Annotated in this window: 9 protein-coding genes; 5 read left to right on the top strand and 4 right to left on the bottom strand. The window is 70.9% G+C overall.

Translation table 11 applies throughout. The features are described 5' to 3' along the window. Nucleotides 1-226: 226 nt before the first annotated feature. The 3 genes from ACWC24_RS06755 to ACWC24_RS06745 all read left to right on the top strand — a co-directional run bounded on the left by ACWC24_RS06755 (nt 227) and on the right by ACWC24_RS06745 (nt 3,344). Complete coding sequence (locus ACWC24_RS06755) at nt 227-1,897, top strand: M4 family metallopeptidase (RefSeq protein ID WP_450661754.1); 1,671 nt, start codon at nt 227-229, stop codon at nt 1,895-1,897. Between the two features lie 71 nt (nt 1,898-1,968). Further along, on the top strand, nt 1,969-2,481 hold the full coding sequence (locus tag ACWC24_RS06750) for a DUF1990 family protein (RefSeq protein ID WP_450661753.1): 513 nt from the start codon (nt 1,969-1,971) through the stop codon (nt 2,479-2,481). Nucleotides 2,482-2,609: 128 nt separating this feature from the next. Next, a complete protein-coding gene (locus ACWC24_RS06745) occupies nt 2,610-3,344 on the top strand; it encodes a thioredoxin domain-containing protein (RefSeq protein ID WP_450661752.1) in 735 nt (244 codons plus the stop codon). A gap of 95 nt (nt 3,345-3,439) precedes the next feature. Here the strand turns inward: ACWC24_RS06745 and ACWC24_RS06740 are convergent, their stop codons facing one another. The 4 genes from ACWC24_RS06740 to ACWC24_RS06725 form a co-directional block, all read right to left on the bottom strand. Then, the gene (locus ACWC24_RS06740) at nt 3,440-3,748 is read right to left on the bottom strand and encodes an Imm53 family immunity protein (RefSeq protein ID WP_450661751.1); all 309 of its coding nucleotides are present in this window, start codon (nt 3,746-3,748) and stop codon (nt 3,440-3,442) included. A 13-nt stretch (nt 3,749-3,761) separates the two neighbouring features. Then, nucleotides 3,762-10,610 carry an RHS repeat-associated core domain-containing protein gene (locus ACWC24_RS06735; protein WP_450661750.1) on the bottom strand — a complete coding sequence of 2,283 codons (6,849 nt, stop codon included), beginning with the start codon at nt 10,608-10,610 and terminating at the stop codon, nt 3,762-3,764. A 52-nt stretch (nt 10,611-10,662) separates the two neighbouring features. Beyond that, nucleotides 10,663-15,063: a LamG domain-containing protein gene (locus tag ACWC24_RS06730; RefSeq protein WP_450661749.1), complete on the bottom strand. Its 4,401-nt coding sequence runs from the start codon at nt 15,061-15,063 to the stop codon at nt 10,663-10,665. A 240-nt stretch (nt 15,064-15,303) separates the two neighbouring features. Then, nucleotides 15,304-17,922: a glycosyltransferase family 1 protein gene (locus ACWC24_RS06725; protein WP_450661748.1), complete on the bottom strand. Its 2,619-nt coding sequence runs from the start codon at nt 17,920-17,922 to the stop codon at nt 15,304-15,306. A gap of 282 nt (nt 17,923-18,204) precedes the next feature. Between ACWC24_RS06725 and ACWC24_RS06720 the strand changes: the two genes are divergently transcribed. Both ACWC24_RS06720 and ACWC24_RS06715 read left to right on the top strand, forming a co-directional pair. Next, a complete protein-coding gene (locus ACWC24_RS06720; RefSeq protein ID WP_450661747.1) occupies nt 18,205-19,407 on the top strand; it encodes a S8 family peptidase in 1,203 nt (400 codons plus the stop codon). Nucleotides 19,408-19,672: 265 nt separating this feature from the next. Beyond that, nucleotides 19,673-20,328: maltotransferase domain-containing protein (locus tag ACWC24_RS06715; protein ID WP_450661746.1), on the top strand; the 656-nt coding region annotated here is incomplete at its 3' end.

The following is a 20,328-nucleotide window of genomic DNA, read 5'->3' as shown; positions in this document are numbered from 1 at the left end:
TTTTTGCCATGCGCATGCGCGAACCTGGTCGGTCCATTACCGAGGTCAAGTCCATTTACATTCCCGCAACGTTCACCCGACAGTCGACTTTCGGTCAACATCACCTTGGGGTCCTGACATGTACGCGCCCTTGATGCGAGGCTTCCCCCAACCGCCGTAGCACAGCAACTTCACATCACCCGGGCAGTACCCCACCCTGCCCGGACTCCCCCACCAAGGAGCTTGCGTGAGCCCCCTCTACGCGCGTCACAAGCGCACCACCCTGGCCATCGCCACCGCGGTCGCGGCCGGAGCCCTGCTCACCACCGGCCTCGCCAGCGGCACCGCCGTCGCCCAGAGCCCGGCGGACTCCACCAAGGCGGCACCGCTCGCGGCGGCCCCCCTCCAGCTCTCCACCGCCGCCCGCACCACGCTGATCCAGCAGCAGCAGGCCGACGCGCCCGAGACCGCCACCGCGATAGGCCTCGGCTCCCAGGAGAAGCTGGTCGTCAAGGACGTCGTCAAGGACGTCGACGGCACGGTGCACACCCGCTACGAGCGCACCTACGCGGGTCTGCCGGTGCTCGGCGGCGACCTGATCGTCCACCAGTCGGCCTCCGGCGCGACCAAGGGCGTGACCAAGGGTCTCAAGACCAACTTCAAGGTCGCCTCCGTCAAGCCGCAGATCGCCGCCGCCACGGCGGAGAAGCAGGCGCTGACCGCGGCGCAGGCGGCCGGCTCGGCGAAGACCTCGGCGGACGCCGCGCCCCGCAAGGTGATCTGGGCGGGCAACGGCACCCCGGTCCTCGCCTACGAGACGGTCGTCGGCGGCTTCCAGGACGACGGCACCCCCAACCAGCTGCACGTCATCACCGACGCGGCCAGCGGCAAGAAGCTCTTCGAGTACCAGGGCATCGAGACCGCGTCGACCGGCACCGGCAAGACGCTGTACTCCGGCACCGTCAGCCTGACCACCAACCTGTCGGGCTCGACGTACCAGCTGTACGACACCACGCGCGGCGGCCACAAGACGTACAACCTGGCCCACGGCACCTCCGGCACCGGCACGCTGTTCACCGACGCGGACAACGTCTGGGGCACCGGCGCCGCCTCCAGCTCCTCCACCGACCAGACCGCGGCCGCCGACGCCGCCTACGGCGCCCAGGAGACCTGGGACTTCTACAAGGACACCTTCGGCCGCAACGGCATCAAGAACAACGGTGTCGGCGCCTACTCCCGCGTCCACTACAGCAGCGCCTACGTCAACGCCTTCTGGGACGACAGCTGCTTCTGCATGACCTACGGCGACGGCTCCAGCAACACCCACCCGCTGACCTCGCTGGACGTGGCCGGCCACGAGATGAGCCACGGTGTCACCTCCAACACCGCGGGCCTGAACTACTCGGGCGAGTCCGGCGGCCTGAACGAGGCGACCTCCGACATCTTCGGCACGGGCGTGGAGTTCTACGCGGCGAACTCCTCCGACGTCGGCGACTACCTCATCGGCGAGAAGATCAACATCAACGGCGACGGCACCCCGCTGCGCTACATGGACAAGCCCAGCAAGGACGGCGGCTCGGCGGACTACTGGTCCTCCTCGGTCGGCAGCAAGGACGTGCACTACTCGTCCGGTGTCGCGAACCACTTCTTCTACCTCCTCTCGGAGGGCAGCGGCGCGAAGACCATCAACGGCGTCTCCTACAACTCGCCCACGTACACCGGCACCACGGTCACCGGCATCGGCCGGGCCGCGGCGCTCCAGATCTGGTACAAGGCGCTGACGACGTACATGACGTCGACGACGAACTACAAGTCGGCCCGTACGGCGACCCTGTCGGCGGCGTCCGCGCTGTACGGCTCCAGCAGCACCCAGTACGCCGCGGTCGCGGCGGCCTGGACCGCGGTCAACGTCAGCTGACCGCACGGCAGTCGACAGGGCGGTACCCCGGGACTCCGACGTCCCGGGGTACCGCCCTACCCTTGCTTCCCATGTCCTTCACGTACGCGGACGTCGGCGCGACCCGCGAGCACGCCGGTTTCTGTCCCCCCGGCTTCCACCCCCTGCACATACGCACCCGGCTCGGCGAGGGCGAGGAACTCTTCCGCCGGGCCGCCGAAGCCGTCCTCACCTGGGAGATGCACCGCGCGCTCGGCGTCGGCGTCACCACGAAGGCCGACCGGGCCGAGCCCGGCGCGGACGTCACCATCACCCTGGCCGGCCTGATCAAGGCCCCCTGCCGGGTGGTCTGGGCGGTCGAGGAGCCCCGCCGGGCCGGCTGGGCCTACGGCACGCTGCCCGGTCACCCCGAGTGCGGCGAGGAGTCCTTCGTCGTCCACCGCACCGGCGACGGCACGGTCTGGTTCACCGTCTCCGCCTTCAGCCGCCCGGCCAAGTGGTACGCCCGGGCCGGCGGCGCGGCCACGCGGACCCTGCAACACGCCTATGCCCGGCGCTGCGGGACGGTACTGCGCCGCCTGTGCGCGCCGCACGACCAGGTCTGAGCCCCCTGCGCCCGCGTGGGCGGGCCCGCCCCGGAAGGGACAAAGGACCCTTCCGGGGAGATGGTGCGCCCTTCTAGCCTCGAGAGTGGCTCCACCGGTCCACTGCCTCCACGCGACAAGGGACGCCCATGCCCGTCAACAAGACCTCACGCCGTGCCCTGGTGATCGGCGCCGCGGCCACCGCGCTCGCGCTCACCGCCGGTGTCGGCATCGGGCTGGCCGCCGACGGCGACTCCGAGGGGGGTGCTTCGAAGACGGCGAAGCTCGTCGTCCCGGCGCACACCACCGGCAAGGACGGCACGGTGATCACGTACGGGAAGGCGGGCGCCCCCGTCACCGTGAGCGTCTACGAGGACATGCGCTGTCCCTACTGCGCGGGCTTCGAGCGCGACCTGGGCGCGACCCTCACCTCCCTCGCCGACTCCGGCAAGGTGAAGGTCGAGTTCCATATGGCCACCTTCCTGGACAAGCGCCTCGAAGGAAAGGGCTCCCGGACCGCGCTCGGAGCGCTCGGAGCGGCCCTGAACGAGAGCCCCGCCCTGTTCAAGCAGTTCCACACCGCCCTGTACGCCGCCCAGCCGCGGGAGGAGACCACGGACACCTTCGGCAGCAGCGCCGAACTGCTGAAGATCGCCGACAAGGTGCCCGGTCTGCGCACGCACGCCTTCAACAAGGCCGTCAAGGAAGGCACCTACCTCGCCTGGGCCGACAAGGTCGGCGAGACCTTCTACGACAGCGACGTCACCGGCACCCCGGCGGTCAAGGCCGACGGCCGGGACATCACGGTCCTCGACAGCAACGGCAAGCCCGTAGCCGCCCAGAAGTTCACCGCAGAGATCGAGACCACCACCGCCCAGCGGTGACACGACCTGTCGACGCAGTGAGCGCCTGCCGGAGCCAAGTGCTTCGGGGCCCACGGAAGATCCGTGGGCCCCGATGGGTGGGTGACGCCGGCGAGTCAGCCCGAAATCTCCCCCGAGCCGGGAGCGGATTCCTCGACAACCTTCTGGAAGAACGCGTCCACCTCGCCGACTACGAGCGGACTGCAGGCCGCCTGGAAGACCGTTCCGTCGCTCCAGGCCATCATCCAGCCTCCTCCGGGAAGTTCACGCCGCACGCGCTCCACGAGCACGCCTTCCAGAGTGGTCTCGCTCACGTCGATCTCGATGTGCCAGCCGGGGTTGTCCGACGTGGCCATCCTGATGCCGAACTCGTGCTCCCATTCCCCGTCGCAGTTGGACGCGTACCAGGAGAGAATGAAACGCATACCTCGATCTCCCTCAGGGGCATCCGATGGGCTTTTCCCAGTCCTCGAGACCACGCGCCGTCCCATCCGGAAGGTTCATATGGGGCGTATCCACCTTAGTGCCATCCGGATTGGTGTGGAACGGACCCTCCAGGTCGAATCTCTTGACGGGTTCGAACGGAGCCGGGTTACGAGGGTTCGACTGCGGCGCCCACTCCGCATACTTCTTGATCTGCCCCGTCGTGCCGTGTCGCACGAACGTGGTGTGCGGTCCCTCGGCGTCATAGTTGGGTCGCTGGCCGGGCTTGCGCCCCATGTTGTGAACCAGCAGGCCGACCCCGCCCGTCACAACGTAGTAGGTGTGCACCTCGTCGACCGTGAGGTCGTGCGTGCGGTGCAGCTCCGTCCAGTGGGAGACCGCGGTGATCCGGACGCGGGTACCCGCGCTCGTGCGCAGTCCCTCACCCGGCTTCAGTTCGCCGGCCTTGATCCAGGAGTGGAGTTCCGGTACCCAGAAGGGGTGTGTGTCCGTGGCTGTGAGCTTGGACGTGGCGCCGTCCTTGCCCGTGGCCACTGTCAGGGTCGTGAAGTCCTTGTCGTCCTCCGTGGTGATGGTGGCGACGACCTTCTTCGTCGACGTCTTCCCGGTCTCGGGATCCGTGACGACGACCGATTCACCGGTCCTGACGTCCTCGATGTTCTTGGTGGAGCCGTCCGCCATCAGGACCTTGGTGCCCGGCAGGAAGCTGTGCTTGACGACGCAGCTCTCCGCCGCGTCGATGATCTTGCGGGCCCACTTCTGTTCCTTGCGGAACTTGATGACGGCCTTGGAGAGCTTCCAGGCGCCCTTGACGATCTCGGCGCCCTTCTTGAACATCGTCCCCCACGGGATGACGTCGATCAGCAGGCTGACGCAGCTGGAGACACCGCCGTTGAGGCAGCCCATGAAGTCGTCCCAGCCGATGAACGACTTGAACAAGTCCCAGCCGACGTTCTTGGCGACGTCCAGCAGGCTGGTCTTCTGGATCTTCTTGGCCTTGGCGACGTCCGGGTTGTTCACCTGGTCGCCGACGGAGCCCTTGTCGCTGGTGCCGCCACCGCCCTTGTACTCGGGGCACTGCGGGTTCTTCAGGCTCGGGCACTGTCCCCCCTGCTTGGGGGTCGAGTGGTGGCACAGCTCGGGGACGACGTCGCAGTGGGTCGTGCCCGAGGGGTCGCTCAGGGTGACCGGGTTGTTGTCGCTGTAGGCGTAGCCGTTCAGCGACTGCGGGTCGTCCAGGTTCATCAGCGGGTCGACGCTGATGAACCGGCCGAGGGACTCGTCGTACTCCCGGGCCCCCAGGTGCGTCAGTCCGGTCGCCGTGTCCTGCGTGCCGCCGACGAAGCCCTCGGTGCCCGGCCAGGCGGACGGTGTGCTGCCGCGCAGCGCGCCGAAGGGAGTCGTACGGCGCTGCTGGAGCGCCTGGGACGCGGCGTCCACGGACAGCTGGCCGGTGCCCTGGTGATCCGCGAGCGTGAAGGAGACCTTGTTGTCGTCGCCGCGGATCGCCTGGACGCCGTCGCCGAGGTCGTAGTACCGCGTGCACTTGGCCTTCGTGGCACCCTTGGCGAGCGTGATCTCACTGCCGCCCAGGTAGAGCGTGGTCTCGGTCGGGGTGCGCTGGACGAGCCGCTCGCCGTCCGGGGTGTAGACGTACGTCGTGGTCTTCGAGCCGCCGCTGCCGTCGGGCTCGGTGACCTTGGCCAGGTGCCCCTCGGCGTCCCAGTCCAGGTTCTGGGTGTTGCCGCCGATGGTGCGGGTGTGGGTGTTGCCGGTCTCGTCGTAGGAGTAGGAGCTCCGCGCGGTGTTCCCGCTCGGGCCGGCGGTGTCCACCTGGGTCAGCGTGTGCGCCTGCGTGGTGCCCGCGGGCGGGTAGCTGTAGTCGTGCTCGATGTCCTTCGCGGTATCCCCGCTCGGGTCGTGCACCACCTCGCGGGACCGGTTGCCCTCCGACGCGCCGCTCGCGGTCTTGTCGTAGGTGTACGACCGCCAGTACGGGGCCGGTCCGCCGAGCAGCGAGGCCGACGGTGCGGCCGCGCAGCCGGTGGTGCCCTGCGCCCAGGCCTCGGTGAGGCGCTGGAGGTAGTCGTACTGGAAGCACTGGTTGTCCGTGCCGTCGCGTGAGGCGTCGGAGATGGACAGGACGTCGCCGGACTCGTCGTAGCCGTAGACGGTCGAGCGGTCGACGCCGGCGATGCCCTCGCGTTCCACCCGGGAGGTCTTCAGCCGCCCGGTGCCCCACTCGTACGAGTTGTCGAGGTAGGTCTTCTTGCCGCCGGTCGTGCCGACCTCGACCCGGCGGGCCCTGCCGATGTCGTCGTAGGTGACGGCGGTCAGATAGTCGGTCGCGCCCTTCGCCGTGATCAGGCGGTGGGTGGCGTCGTAGCCGTAGGCGACGGACTCACCGGCCAGCGACCCGGCCGCCGGATAGCTGACGCCCTTCAACGTGCCGTCCAGGTTGTAGCCGGTGTCCTCCTGGTAGGTGCCCTGGAGAGCGCCCTCGGACGCGGGGATCGTGGTCGTGGTGCGCGTCGGCCGGTACAGGGCGTCGTAGCTGGTGACCGCGGTCGTGTACTCGTTGGAGCCGTCGTAGCGCGTCCACGACGCCGGCTGTCCCTTGGCGTTGGTCACCGTGTCGTAGGTCCACTTGGCCAGCAACGGGCCCGTGACGCTCGTGGAGTGCAGCTCGGTCTTGCGGCCGATGCCGTCGTAGGCGTACGCGAGGGTGACCTTGTCGGCGTCCTTGGTGCGGTCGTCCTTGACGGTGAGCAGGCTGCCCCGGTCGTCGTACGTGGAGACGATCGTCCCCTTGTCGGGGTCGGTCGTCCGGGTGGCACGGCCGAGCAGGTCGTACTCGTACGTCCACTTGTTCCCGGCCGGGTCGGTGACCTTGGAGACCTTGCCGGCGGGCGTGTAGTCGTAGGTGGTCACGTCGTGGTCGCCGGTGGGCGTGTTGCCGTGGTACTCCCACAGCTCGCGGGTGTTGCCGCGGGCGTCGGTGACGGTGGTGGTGGCGGCCCTGCCCTTGGCCGGGGTGACGGTGACGCGGTCACCGCCGTACCGGGTCGTGGTGGTGGACAGCACCGTGGTGCTGTCGCCGTCGCCGTTGCCGGCGACCTCCTTGCGCTCGGTCTCCCGGCCGAGACCGTCGTGGGCGATCCAGGTCTGCGTCTCCACGCTGAGGGCGTCGTCCAGGGTCAGCGGGACCGTGGAGGGCGGTGAGCTGTTGTAGTAGCTCGCGAACGACTTCACGGTCAGGCCGCGGGCGTCGTAGAAGGTGTCGGTGAGCAGCCGGCCGCCGTTCGGGCCGGGATCCTGGGTCTGGGTGGGCCGCAGGAAGCCGTCGTACAGGTCGTACGCGGTCTCCTGGGTCCCGTCGTTGCGCAGGGTCCTGGTGCCGACGGCGGGTGCCTGGGAGTCGGCGACGGTGTAGCTGAACTCGTAGTTCGGCGTCTGGGTGTCCTTGGCGCGGTTGGGCAGCCAGACCTTCAGGGAGCGGCCGAGAGCGTCGTAGGTGTAGTCGATGCGCTTGAGGTTGGTGTCGACGATCGCCGTGGTGGCGCCGCGCAGCGGATCGAGGGTGGTCGTCACGGACTGCGCGGTGGTGGCATCGGTGGGCTTGGTCGGCGGGCCCGTGACCTTGTAGCTCGTCGGGACACCGGTGGCGGGGGTGTAGACGGTCGTCGTGGTCCGGCCGTCGCCGCGCGCGGTGCGCGTCAGTTTGCCGGCCGCGTCCGCCTTCACGGTCGCGGTGATGTCGGTCGTGCTGACCGCGCGGCCGTAGGTGTCGTAGCCGGTGCCCTTCTCCAGGTACGTCGCGGTGCTGCCGTCGTGGGTGGTCAGCGTCGCGGTGTAGCGGGCGTCGCCCTTGGTGGGTGCCGCGTTGTAGTCGTTCCCGTCGTAGGCCGTACGTTCGTCGGAGACGACCTGCTTGTCCCGCTGGGGTGTGGTCTCGCACTTGACCGAGACCGTCTCCACCCGGGAGACCAGCGCGTAGATGTTGGCCGTGGGGTTGTCCGCGTAGGTCGTCCGAGTGCACTGGTCGTCGTCGCTGTCACCGGTCTGCCCGAGGTCGTTCACCTGGGTGGCCCGGCCGGTGGCGTCGTCGAACGTGGTGTAGCTGGTGGTCTCGCGCCACCGGTCGCCCACGCCGTCGTCCAGCGAGGTGTAGGTGTGCGTGGAGTCCGTGCCGGAGTGGTTGGCGGTCGTGGTGCCCCAGGAGCGGGAGCGCTTGGCGGTCTCGTGGAACCAGCCGTGGTTGACCGTCTTGTCCAGGATGCGGCCGCCGGGACCCGAGTAGTCCTCGGTGCGGTACTCGAAGCCCGCGAGCGCCTCCCAGTCGGCGATGGTGGCGCCCTCCCCGTTGTCGAGGGTGACGTCCTTGGTGCCGCCGTCCTTGTTCAGCCGGTCACCGTTCATGCCGCGCAGGAAGTAGTGGTCGGCCTGGGTCACCATGCCGGAGGTGCCGCCGGACTCCACCCGGACGTGCCGGTACCCGCGCCACTGCGACCAGGTCTTGTACTTCTCCTTGGTCAGGCCCTCGTCGTCGTCGTAGTGCCAGGCGGCACCGTCCAGGTAGGAGTACTCGGTGACCTCGTCGGGGGACTGCCGGGTGCGGTCGGTCTGGGTCACCGACGTCACCACGTACCTGTTGAACCACTGCAGGCTCGGGTCCGCGTCTCCGGAGGCCGTGTAGTACTGCGGGTAGCAGCGCGTGGTGTTGGTCTCCGGGGTCGGCAGGCTGTCCCAGGAGCAGGCGGCCGCCGAGTAGTTGACGGACACCTGGCCGCCGGACTCGTCGGCGATGTTCGACACGCGGGCCTTGATGAAGGGCGCGGTGCCGTCACCCGTCCTGTCCAGGCGGTTGGCGTCCTGGTGGTAGGTGAAGGTGACCTTGGGCAGGGTGACCGCGGGGGTGGCCGACCTGCCCGTGTGCTGGATGGAGTCCAGCAGCAGCTGGTAGTCGATGTCGGCCTGGCCCCAGCGCTGGGTCAGGTCCCAGGAGTCGACGTTGCCGTAGGTGCCGTCCGCCTTGAGGACCTGCGTGGTGACGTTGGCCAGGCGCTTGCGGGTCCAGAAGGTGGGCGAGTACTGGCCGGTGCAGTCCGTGCCGGCCTTGCAGTTCTGGTCCCAGGGCGTGTCGTACCAGTAGAAGGACTTGCTGTCGATGGTGTCCGCCGCACAGGTCACCCCGGTCTCGGGGATGCACCGCTCGGTGGAGGTGAAGTCGACCTTGCCGAGCGGCTGGGCGGAGTAGACCGTGTCGCTGCGCAGGCCGTACTCGATGCGGTCCAGGGTGCCGCCGCGCACGTACGGCGTGTCGTCGGCGGCCTTCAGGGCGCGGCCGTAACTGTTGGACTCCTGGTCGTAGTAGTACGCCATGGCGTTGCCGTGCGTGTCCACGACGTAGTCGAGGTTCCAGCGCCAGGCCTGCTGGCACCAGGAGCCGGCGAAGGTGCTCGCGTGGCAGGGCTCGTTCTCGTCGTCGCCGTAGACCGGCACCGTCCAGGTGGAGTCCGTGGTCTCCTTGCCCGAGCTCCAGCCGGGCAGCTTGTTGTAGCCGAAGTAGTACTGGGTGCCGTCGGTGGTGGTGACCTTCCAGTACTCCTGGTTGTTGTCACCGTTGTCGCGCGCGTCGGAGGCGGAGCCGGTCAGTCGCTCGACGCGGGTCCCGTCGTCGTTCTTCAGGTGCCAGGTGCCGTCGGAGCCCTGGATCAGCTCGCCGCCGTGGCCGTTGAAGCTGAGCGTGGCGTTGTCGTAGCCCCAGCACATGTCGCCGGGCTTGTTCCCGTCGACCTTGATCCCGTCGTCGTCGCACGACTTGTACGAGCGCTCGATGGAGCCCGGCCACATGTCGAAGCCGTCGCCGATCCAGGAGGCCTGGTTGTTGCTGGTGGTCGTACGGCCGTCGACGGAACCCGACGAGTAGGTGAGACCCACGTTCGGGACCAGGCTGCCGGGCACGTCCGGTACGTCCATGTCGTACGACCAGGAGAAGTCGCCGGTGTTGAGCGAGGTCTGCCAGGTCGCGGACGGGGACAGGGCGGTGGCCTTGTAGTCGCCCTGGGTGCCGGAGGCGGCGGCGGTGACGGCGAGGACGGTCGCCGAGGGCGCCACCGCCGCCGCGCTCCGGCCGGCGGTCCCGGCGGATTCGGCGGGTCCGGCGGGGACGGTGACCGTGTCCGCGGTCAGGGTGTGGTGCTCGACGTCGTTGGCCGCGGCGACCGGTGTCGCGGTACGGCAGGACGCCTGGGCGGGGGTGGTCAGGGCACAGGCGGGCAGCCTGACCAGGTGCAGCCGGGAGCCGTAGCCGCCGCCGTACGCCTGCGCGAACCGGCTGTAGTCGATCTCCAGGCCGACCTTGCCCGTCCGGGTGCCCGCGTCGGCCCGGCCGACGGTGAGCAGCAGGCCGTCGCCGACCCCGGCACGCTCGGCCGCCTTGTGGTCCAGGACGCGCACATCCGCCTTGGTGACGCGGTCGGCGCTCCTGCCCGCGTCCTTCGGGGCGCGTACGGACAGGGGCAGCCCGCCTAACCGGGTGCGGGCCGCGCCGCCCGCGGCCGTGATGCGCGCGGCGGGCACCGCGGCGGTCGCCTCACCGGCGGCCGGCCAGGCCGCCGCCGGGTCCCCCTTCGGGGTGAGCGACGAGGTGTCCTGCCTGCGCGGCTCCATCGTGCGGGCGTGCCCGGGATGAGACCTTTCCAGGTCGTGCAGGCCGGGCGGCCCGGTGGGTTCCGCGGCGGCGGACTGCCCGGTCACCGCCTGGATCAGGACGCCCACCAGCGTCGCCGACATCAACAGCGCCGTCCGTCTGCGGACGCGCCGCCATGACTTTCCGTTCACTTCCCCACCCCTCGCTGCCTTCGCTCCGTCGTCGTGCACCCGTGCGCCGCCGTCACTCCGCGACCTCGCTGCCGGGCACCGTGGTCGGCAGGCCCGCCGCGCCGAGCGAGAGCTGCTGGATCTGGTCCTGGTCGAGAGCGCCCTGGAACGCCCAGACGTCGTCGATGCCGCCCGACCAGTTGTCGCCCCACGCGCCCGCGCTCTTCGCCCGCCCCAGCTGGAGGGTCCTGGTGGCGTTGAAGCCGAGGGTGTTGTCGGCCCAGGAGACGTGGTCCGTGCAGGACGGGTCGTCCTGGGTGCCGTCCGCGTCGTCGTCGGCGCAGACGTACTGCTCCAGCTGGCCGTTGACGTAGAGCTTCATCGTGTCGGCGAACGCGTCGTAGACCAGTGCCAGGTGGTTCCAGCCGTTCGCGCTGTAGTCGTCGAAGAGCGTGCTGTCCGCCGTCGACTCCGTCGCCGAGGTGCCGTCCTTGTCCGGCATGGTGATCCGCCAGCGCCCGGTGCCGATCGGCGTCGAGGGGTCGCCGTCGTCCGGCCCCGGCTCGTAGCCCAGGACGAACGCGCTGTTGACCGAGCCCTCCTGGCTGAGCACCGCGCCGGGCTGCTGCGGCCGCCCCGACGTGGCCTGCGCCCAGGCGGTCACCGTGAAGCTCTGACCGGTGTCGATCGGCACCGAGCCGGTGGCCGCGTAGTCGTCGGTGCCGTCCAGGACCAGTGCCCCGGAGTCCACCCAGCCGCTGCCGGTGCCGGCCCCGTTGTAGAGGGTCACCGGACGGTTGCCGGTGGAGGCGTCCGGCGAGGTGGCCGGGGTGCCGGTGGCGGCGTCCAGCTTCCAGCGCCCCTTGACCACCGGGTGCTGCTTGAACAGGTTCTTGACCTCGTCGCCGGAGATCACCCGGTCGTACGTGCGGACGTCGTCCAGGTCGCCCCGGAACAGGCTCGTGGGACTGCCGGTGGTATTGCCCGCCGCGCCGAGCGTCACCTTGCCGACGGCGAGCCAGGGCGTGGTGAACGCGCTGGTCGCCTTGAGCACGCCGTTGACGTACAGCAGCATCTCGCCCGCGTCGGAGTCGTACACCGCGACGACGTGGCTCCACTCACCGAGTCCGGCCGCCGCGCAGTTGGTGTTCGCCGGGCAGGCGTTCTCCTGGGCGCGCACCACGGTCGCGTCGGCGGTGTCGGCGCTCTCCCGCAGGAAGACCCAGCCGCCGAGCGCGGAGGAGTGGTAGACCTCGAAGCCGCGGTTGACGGTGCTGCTCTGGCTGATCGCCGTCATAGCCCGGGCTTCCTTGTCCTTGGGCAGCCTCGCCCACAGGGACACCGAGAAGCTCTGGTAGGTGTCCAGCAGCGGCTGGCTCGTCTCGGCGTAGTCGTCGGTGCCGTCGAAGGTGAGCGCCGTGCCCGCCGCGCCCTCGCCGCCCAGGGTGGCGCCGCCGCGCAGGGTGGCCGACAGCTTCTGCGACCGGCCCGTCACCAGCGTGGTGCCCGCGGCCTCGTCCAGCGGGAAGACCAGCTTCGCCGGCCGGCCGCCGCTGACCACCGGATTCTTCGCGTTCAGGGTGGAGACCTGACTGTCGGTCAGCTGGTAGTCGAACAGCTGGACCTGGTCCAGGTCGCCCTTGAAGAAGCTGCCCAGGACGCCCGACTTGCGGGTCGCGCCGATCAGTGTCGCGCCACGGGCGTCCCAGGGGCCGCTGTAGGCGGCCGTTCCGGAGAGCGCTCCGTTCACGTACAGCTTGACCTGGGAGTTGGGGTTGTCGAAGACGCCCACGAGATGGGTCCAGGTGTTGGCCCGCGCGCTCGCGCAGGCCGTGTCACCGCTCGCGCAGGCCGGCTGCATCGCGCGCGCCGCCGTGGCGCTCTCCGAGTCCGCGCTGTTGCGCGTGAACACCCATCCCGCGCGGGACGGCGACCAGTACAGCTCGAAGGCGCTGCGTACGCCGCCCGCCTGGGAGAGGGCCACCGCACCCTCCGGGGCGTTCGCCGGGATGTCCCCGACCTTCGCCCACAGCGACACCGAGAAGCTCTTGGCGGTGTTCAGGACCGGCGACACCGTGGCCGCGTGGCCGTCGACGCCGTCCAGGTGGAGACCGGTGCCGCTGACCCCGGCGACGCCGGTCTGGGCGCCCCCGCTCAGCGTGGCCTCCCAGGGGCCGCCCGCGCCGTCGACGGTGGCGCTGCCGGCGTTCTCGTCCAGCTGCCAGGACATCCGCTCGGGCTGTCCGGAACGCACCCGGAAGTAGTACGTGCCGATGCTGCTGCCGTTGCCGGCGGCGTCGAAGGCCTGCGCGGTGATGTAGTTGACGCCCGACTTCGTCGGCATGAACTTCATGGTCTTGGCGCCGCCGGCCGAGGTGGTCAGCGTGTGGGCGCTGCTGGGCTGGCCGTTGACGCCGAACCAGTACTTGGTGACGTCCGCCGCGGTGGAGTCGATGGTGAAGCTGCCGTACCGGCCCACGCCGTCCAGCCAGGGGTCGTCGGGGTTCTCCGGGTTCGACTCCGGGTACTGCGTCGAGGCGACCGACGGCTCGGCGGGCACACTGGTGTCGTAGAGCGTCGCGCAGTCCGTGGCCGAACCCTCGTAGGACCAGGGTGACCATTGCGCGCCGTCGTACGAGCGCACATGCCAGCCGATCTTGGTGTTCTTGGGGATGCTCGACGGCAGGGTCACCGAGAAGGACGAGCCGGAGGACTTGTACTTCGACAGGGACGAGGTCCAGCGTGCGGCCCAGCCCTTGCTGTCACCGTTGTCCCAGGACGCCTGGAACTGCACGGCTATGTCGTCCTTGTCGGGATCGCTGACACCGTCGGCGCGCAGCGTCGGCAGGATCCGCACCCGCTTGACGGTGGTGGAGCAGTCACCGCCGGGCTTCTGGCTGAGCTGGGACATCTTGACCTGGCCGGGCGGCCGGTTGTACTGCACGCGCAGCCAGGCGTCGTCGGCGAAGCGCTTCCACGCGTAGGGGTCGCTCTCGTTCTTGGCCCGCAGGCCGAACGTGGTGGTCGCCCAGCCGTTGGCGGCCGCCTGCTGGACCGCGCGCAGCGCCCAGAACTCCACGTTGCCGCCGGGGCAGTCGCCGCTCCACCCCTTCGCCTCGCTGCGCGTCTGCAGCAGGTCGATCCAGAAGGCGTCGTTGTCCTGGGAGTTCCAGGTCGTCGACTTGGAGATGCCCTTGGTGCGGTACAGCTGCACGTCCGTCTTGTTGCAGTCGTAGGAGTGGGTCTCCTTGACCACGAACTCCGCGGACAGGATCGTCTTGCCCGCGAACCGCGAGGTCGGCACGGCGTAGAAGAGCCGCTTGAGGTCCTGGGGGGCGCAGCGGACGTCGCCGGCGCAGTAGCCCATGCCCGCGTCGGAGGCGTCGTTGAAGCGCCACTGCGGGGAGGACGCCCAGTATCGCGACACCATCGTCCAGTTGGCCGCGCCGGGCGAGTACCACTGCGGGTCGATGTAGACCGGGTAGGTCGCGTCCTTCAGCAGCTTCCGGTCGGGGGTCAGCACCAGCGCGTCGTCGGTGACCTGCACGCCGAGCGGGGCGACCTGGGCGGACTCGTCCGGCGCCGGCGCCTCGTCGTCGACCGCGGCGACCGCCGTGGCGGTGACGGCGGCGGTGCGCAGGGAGGCCGACTTCGCGGTGGCCGACTTCGCGGAGGCCGATCCGGCCGTGCCCGCGTCGGCGGGGGTGTTCCCGGCCGTGCTGGAGTCCCACATCAACGGCCGCGGCGCCTCGAACACGGTGCCGCCGGCGGCGGAGTCGGTCGCCGCGAGGCTGCCGTCCGCGGCCTCCTTCACGGTCATGCCGTCGGCGTCCATCGCCAGCCGCAGCTCGGCCAGCTTCGGATCGGCCGCGGCCTCGGCCGACTTGACCACCAGCACCTGGGAGATGCCGTCGATGTCGGCACGCACCCGGAGGTCGACGTCCGGCAGGACCGACGGGTAGGTGGCCGTGGCGCCGTCGAGCACCGGCTCGGGCAGTCGGCCGGGCCACGAGAGCGACAGTTCCCGCCCCGCCTGCTCCAGCCGGACCAGCGGCTGGTCGCCACCGCCGGACAGGACGATGCCGGTCGCCGTGACCCTCGGCGCCACCGATCCGTCGGACCGCCGCACCAGCGTGGTGTCGATGTCCTTCCACGCCCCGTCGACCCGCGTGCGCACCGGGCGCAGGTGCTCGTTCGCCTCCAGCGTGCCGTCCGGCTTCGCGAACACCTCGGCCGTCTCGCTCCGCAGCGCGACGACCTCGACGTCCTTGCCGGTGCGCCGGGCCTCGGCCAGCGCCGCGTCCTCCGTGCCACTGCTCGCCGTGTCGCTGCTCGCCGTGCCACTGCCCGCCGCGCTGCCGGCGCCGCCGGCTGCGGCGGACGGCGCCTGCGTCCGAGCGGCGGCCGCCGACGGTGGCGAGGCGAGCAGCCCGGCGACCAGCAGAGCGCCGAGCAGTCCACCTAAGCCACGCACCGACGGACGCCCGGACAGACGTCTCCCCATCGCGATCCCTCCCCCATGCCCTCACGCGCCTCTCACGGCACGAACGGGAGGGGAATCTAGGCGGGGCCTGTGAAAGCGTCCAGATCGCAGAAACCGGGCAAACGATCACTGGTCCCTCAAGGGATCACAAAGATCGGGCGGTGATTAACCTCACAAGTGAACGTTGCCTTTCACCCAGACCGACCCACGGTGGACGCTGCGCCAAGAGCGCTACCGCATCAGCACCCCCGCCCCCTCGCCCGGTTCCTCCGAGGGCACCGCCACCAGGCCCAGTTCCGCGCCGGAGGCGAGCAGCCGGTGGGTCGGCAGGATGCGGACCGTGTAGCCGTAGGGCCCGGTGCGGTCCAGGGAGAGCGGGCCCTCGTAGACCCAGCGCCCTTCCAGGTCCGGGCCGCCCGTCGGCTTCAGCGGGACCGTCGCCGCGTCGGTGATGCGGTCCTCGGAGTCCACCCGGCCGGAGACCGCCTGGACCTCGACGTCGTCGGCGGCGAGGGCGCCGAGGCCGACCCGGACCCGCAGCACCAGGGTGGTGCCGAGTTCGGCGCTGGCCGTGGCGGTGGCCGTCTCCACATGGTCGACGCTCACCCCGTGCCAGGCGGCGCGCACCCTGGTCTTCCAGGCGGCGAGTTCACCGGCCGCGGCCGGGGTCATCGCGCGGTGCGTGTGCGCGGCCGGGGTGTACAGCCGCTCGACGTACTCACGGACCATGCGCCCGGCCAGCACCTTCGGGCCGAGCAGGGCGAGGGTCTCGCGGACCATCTCGATCCAGCGGTCGGGCAGGCCGTGCTGGCCCCGCTCGTAGAACCGGGGTGCCACCCGCTGTTCGAGGAGCTCGTAGAGCGCGGCCGCCTCGATGTCGTCGCGGTGGTCGGGGTCCGTGCCGGAGCCGTCCGCCGTGGGGATCGCCCAGCCGAAGTCCGGCTGGAACCACTCGTCCCACCAGCCGTCCAGGACGGAGAGATTGAGACAGCCGTTCAGGGCCGCCTTCATCCCGGAGGTGCCGCAGGCCTCCAGGGGGCGCAGCGGGTTGTTGAGCCAGATGTCGCAGCCCGGGTAGAGCTTCTGCGCCATCGCCATGCCGTAGTCGGGGAGGAAGACGATGCGGTGGCGCACCCGCGGGTCGTCGGCGAAGCGCACCAGTTCCTGCACCAGCCGCTTGCCGCCGTCGTCCGCCGGGTGCGCCTTGCCCGCGACCACGATCTGGATCGGGTGCTCGGGGTGCAGCAGCAGCTCCATCAGCCGGTCGCGGTCGCGCAGCATCAGCGTGAGCCGCTTGTACGACGGGACCCGGCGGGCGAAGCCGATGGTCAGCACGTCCGGGTCGAGGACCCCGTCGATCCAGCCCAGCTCGGCCGCACCGGCGCCGCGCTGCCGCCAGGAGGCGTGCAGCCGCCGCCGCACCTCCACCACCAGTTGTTCGCGCAGGTCCCGGCGCAGGTCCCAGACCTCTTCGTCGGAGATGCCGCGCACCGCGTCCCAGCGGTCCGAGCCGCCGACCGTCAGCGCGTCCTCGGCGCGCTGGGCGCCGATCTCGCGGGCGCCGAGCCGCAGCACCTCCGGGGCCACCCAGGTCGGGGCGTGCACCCCGTTGGTGACGGAGGTGATCGGCACCTCCTCGGCGTCGAATCCCGGCCACAGCCCGGCGAACATCTCCCGGCTGACCTGGCCGTGCAGCAGCGACACCCCGTTGGCGCGCTGGGCCAGGCGCAGCCCCATCACGGCCATGTTGAACAGGTTGGGCTCGCCGCCGGGGTAGCTCTCCATGCCGAGCCGCAGGACGCGTTCGACGTCGATGTGCGGGAGTTCGGCCTCGGGGCCGAAGTGGCGGGCGACCAGCTCGCGGTCGAAGCGGTCGATGCCGGCCGGGACGGGCGTGTGGGTGGTGAAGACGGTCCCCGCGCGGACCGCCTCCAGGGCCGCGTCGAACTCCAGCCCCCGCTCGCCCAGCTCCGCGATGCGCTCCAGACCGAGGAAGCCCGCGTGGCCCTCGTTGGTGTGGAACACCTCCGGCTCGGGGTGGCCGGTCAGCCGGCAGTACGTGCGTACCGCCCGGACACCTCCTATACCCAGCAGCATCTCCTGGAGCAGCCGGTGCTCGCTGCCGCCGCCGTAGAGCCGGTCGGTCACGCCGCGTTCGCCGAGGTCGTTCTCCTCGACGTCCGAGTCGAGCATCAGCAGCGGCACCCGGCCGACCTGGGCCAGCCAGATCCGGGCGCGCAGCGAGCGGCCGCCGGGCAGCGCGAGGGAGACCTGGGCCGGGGTGCCGTCGGCCTCCTTGAGCTGGACGACCGGCAGCTCGTTGGGATCGAGGACGGGGTAGTGCTCCTGCTGCCAGCCGTCCCGGGACAGGCTCTGGCGGAAGTAGCCGTGCCGGTAGAGCAGCCCGACCCCGATGAGCGGCACCCCGAGGTCGCTGGCCGCCTTGAGATGGTCGCCGGCCAGGATGCCGAGGCCGCCGGAGTACTGGGGCAGGGCGGCCGTGATGCCGAACTCGGGTGAGAAGTAGGCGACGGCGGACGGCAGTTCGGCGGACTGCGCCTGGTACCAGCGGGCGCCGGTCACATAGTCGTTGAGGTCGCCCGCGACCGCGTCGAGGCGGCGCAGGAAGCGACGGTCGCCCGCCAGTTCGGTGAGCCTCGCGGGCGGCACGCTGCCCAGCAGGCGTACCGGATCACCGCCGGAGGCGGCCCAGCACTCGGGGTCGACGGACTGGAAGAGGTCGCGGGTCTCCGTATGCCAGGACCAGCGCAGATTGCGGGCCAGATCGCTGAGCGGCCGGAGGGAGTCGGGGAGAACGGGACGGACGGTGAATCGACGGATCGCCTTCACATTCCACCTCGGCGCATGTCGCTGTGCGGACGCACGGCGGTGTGCGTCTCGTCGTCAGTCGACGGTACCGGCGTCGGTGGCGCCGCCGCTGGGAGCTTCGCCCGCAGACCCCCCGTTCGGCCGGAACCGACACCTCCCGGCCGATATGGCCGATTCCACCACCATAGGCCTTCTTGTGGCGCTTCACGTGGCACGGAAAGCTGCCAGTGGCGGACCGGCCGGCGCCGGGGCACCCGGCACCGCGGCCGCCGTACGCCCGAGTCGAGGAGGGGAACTCGGACCATGGCACGGACGCGGAAGCGGCGTCTGCGCTGGGCGGCGGGCCTGACCGCGGTCACCACGGCCGCGGTGCTCTCGGCCACCACGCTGCCCGCGCACGCCGTACCGGAGGGGCGGATACTCGGCGCCGGCGATCCCGGCTCCGTCGACGGAAGTTACCTGGTGGTGCTGAAGGGGAGCACGCGGGCTCCGTCGACGGCCGGCCGGGACCTGGCCGTGCGATACGGGGTGAGAATCAGCCAGACCTACGACACGGTGGTGAACGGTTACGCCGTACGGGCCGACGAGGGACAGGCCCGCCGTCTGGCGGCGGACTCCCGGGTCGCCTCGGTCGTCCAGGACACCCGGGTGGGTCTGGAGCGCACCCAGACGAACCCGCCGTCCTGGGGTCTGGACCGGCTCGACCGGCCGGGCCCGGCGCTGGACCGGAGCTTCACCGCGCCGGACTCGGCGGGGGCCGGGGTGACGGTGTACGTCATCGACACCGGGGTCCGGATCACCCACCGGGACTTCGGCGGACGCGCCGCCTACGGCTGGGACTTCGTCGACGGCGACGCCACCGCCGACGACGGCAACGGCCACGGCACGCACATCGCGGGCATCGTCGCCGGTACGTCGTACGGCGTGGCCAAGAAGGCGGACGTGGTCTCCGTACGCGTGCTCGACGACAAGGGGGCGGGCACCACGGCCCGGGTCATCGCGGGCATCGACTGGGTCACGCGGCACGCGCACAGACCCGCGGTGGCCGACCTCAGTCTGGGCGGTGTGCACAACGCCCAGCTCGACGCGGCCGTCCGGGCCTCGATCGCCTCGGGCGTCACGTACACGGTCGCGGCGGGCAACGACGCGCGCGCGGCCGCCCTGTACTCGCCCGCGGACGTGCCGGAGGCCGTCACGGTCGGCGCGACCGGCCGCGACGACGCGCGGGCGCCGTTCTCCAACTACGGTTCGGCCCTCGACCTGTTCGCGCCGGGGGTGTCGATCACGTCGGCGTCCCGGACGAGCGACACCGCGAGCGCGACCTACTCCGGTACGTCGATGGCGGCGCCGCACGCGGCGGGCGCGGCCGCGCTCTATCTGGCCGACCACCCGCGCGCGACGCCCGCCCAGGTGGCCGCGGCGCTGGTCGCGCGGGCCGCGCAGGGCCGGGTGTCCGACCGGGGGGCGGGCTCGCCGGACCGGATCCTCCAGGTGCCGTCCGGGTAACGGCAGAGTCCGGGACCGATGCTCGCAGAGCCCGGGCCGATGGTGGCGCGGTTTCGGCACCGGCCCCGTTCCCCGCGAACGGGGCCGGACTTGTGTGTAGACATACGCGTGAGTAGTTACCAAAGTGCCGGATTGCCCACTCGAATAGGGTGGGAAGGCTTCCTCGGTACGCCCACGGGTACACCACGCAGGTGGACCCCGGGTTCGCAGGACCCACCTCCCCACAGCCATCCGCCCACCCACGTTGACGCGGACAGGAGCGGTCATGCCCGCCACGCACCACTCGTCACCACCCCCGACCCCCCGTACCGGCGCACCCCCCGTACGCACCGCCGCGGCAGGGCCGCCGGCCCCGGAGCCACCCTCCGCGGGCGAGGCCACCGCCGTCGGGCGCATACCCGTCCTGGACGTCCGTCCGCTGGTCCAGCTCGGCCGCAGGCCCGCCAAGGCCGTGACCGGCGAACCCTTCGAGGTCTCGGCCACCGTGTTCCGCGAGGGCCACGACGCCGTCGCCGCCAACGTCGTACTGAGGGATCCCGCGGGCCGCCCCGGCCCCTGGACCCCGATGCGTGAACTCGCCCCGGGCACCGACCGCTGGGGGGCCACCGTCACCGCGGACACGCCCGGCCACTGGTCCTTCACGGTGGAGGCGTGGGGGGATCCGGTCACCACCTGGCGGCACCTCGCGCGCATCAAGATCCCGGCCGGCCTCGACACGGATCTGGTCCTGGAGGAGGGCGCGCGGCTGTACGAGCGGGCGCGGGCCGGGGTGCCGAAGTCCACCGGGCAGCGGTCGGTGCTGCGGGCCGCCGTGGCCGCCCTGCGTGACGAGTCCCTGCCGGTGGCGGCGCGGCTGGCGGCGGCGCTGACGCCGGAGGTGGACGAGGTGCTGGCCCGTCATCCGCTGCGTGAACTGCTCAC

This window comes from Streptomyces sp. NPDC001443 (assembly GCF_053597355.1).
Note: the sequence above shows the minus strand (reverse complement) of the source record. Positions and strands in the feature narration are given on the sequence as shown.

Coding starts and splice junctions, on each gene's coding strand:
- ACWC24_RS06745 (WP_450661752.1), top strand. CDS start 2,610: ATGCCCGTCAACAAGACCTCACGCCGTGCCCTGGTGATCGGCGCCGCG.
- ACWC24_RS06750 (WP_450661753.1), top strand. CDS start 1,969: ATGTCCTTCACGTACGCGGACGTCGGCGCGACCCGCGAGCACGCCGGT.
- ACWC24_RS06720 (WP_450661747.1), top strand. CDS start 18,205: ATGGCACGGACGCGGAAGCGGCGTCTGCGCTGGGCGGCGGGCCTGACC.
- ACWC24_RS06740 (WP_450661751.1), bottom strand. CDS start 3,748: ATGCGTTTCATTCTCTCCTGGTACGCGTCCAACTGCGACGGGGAATGG.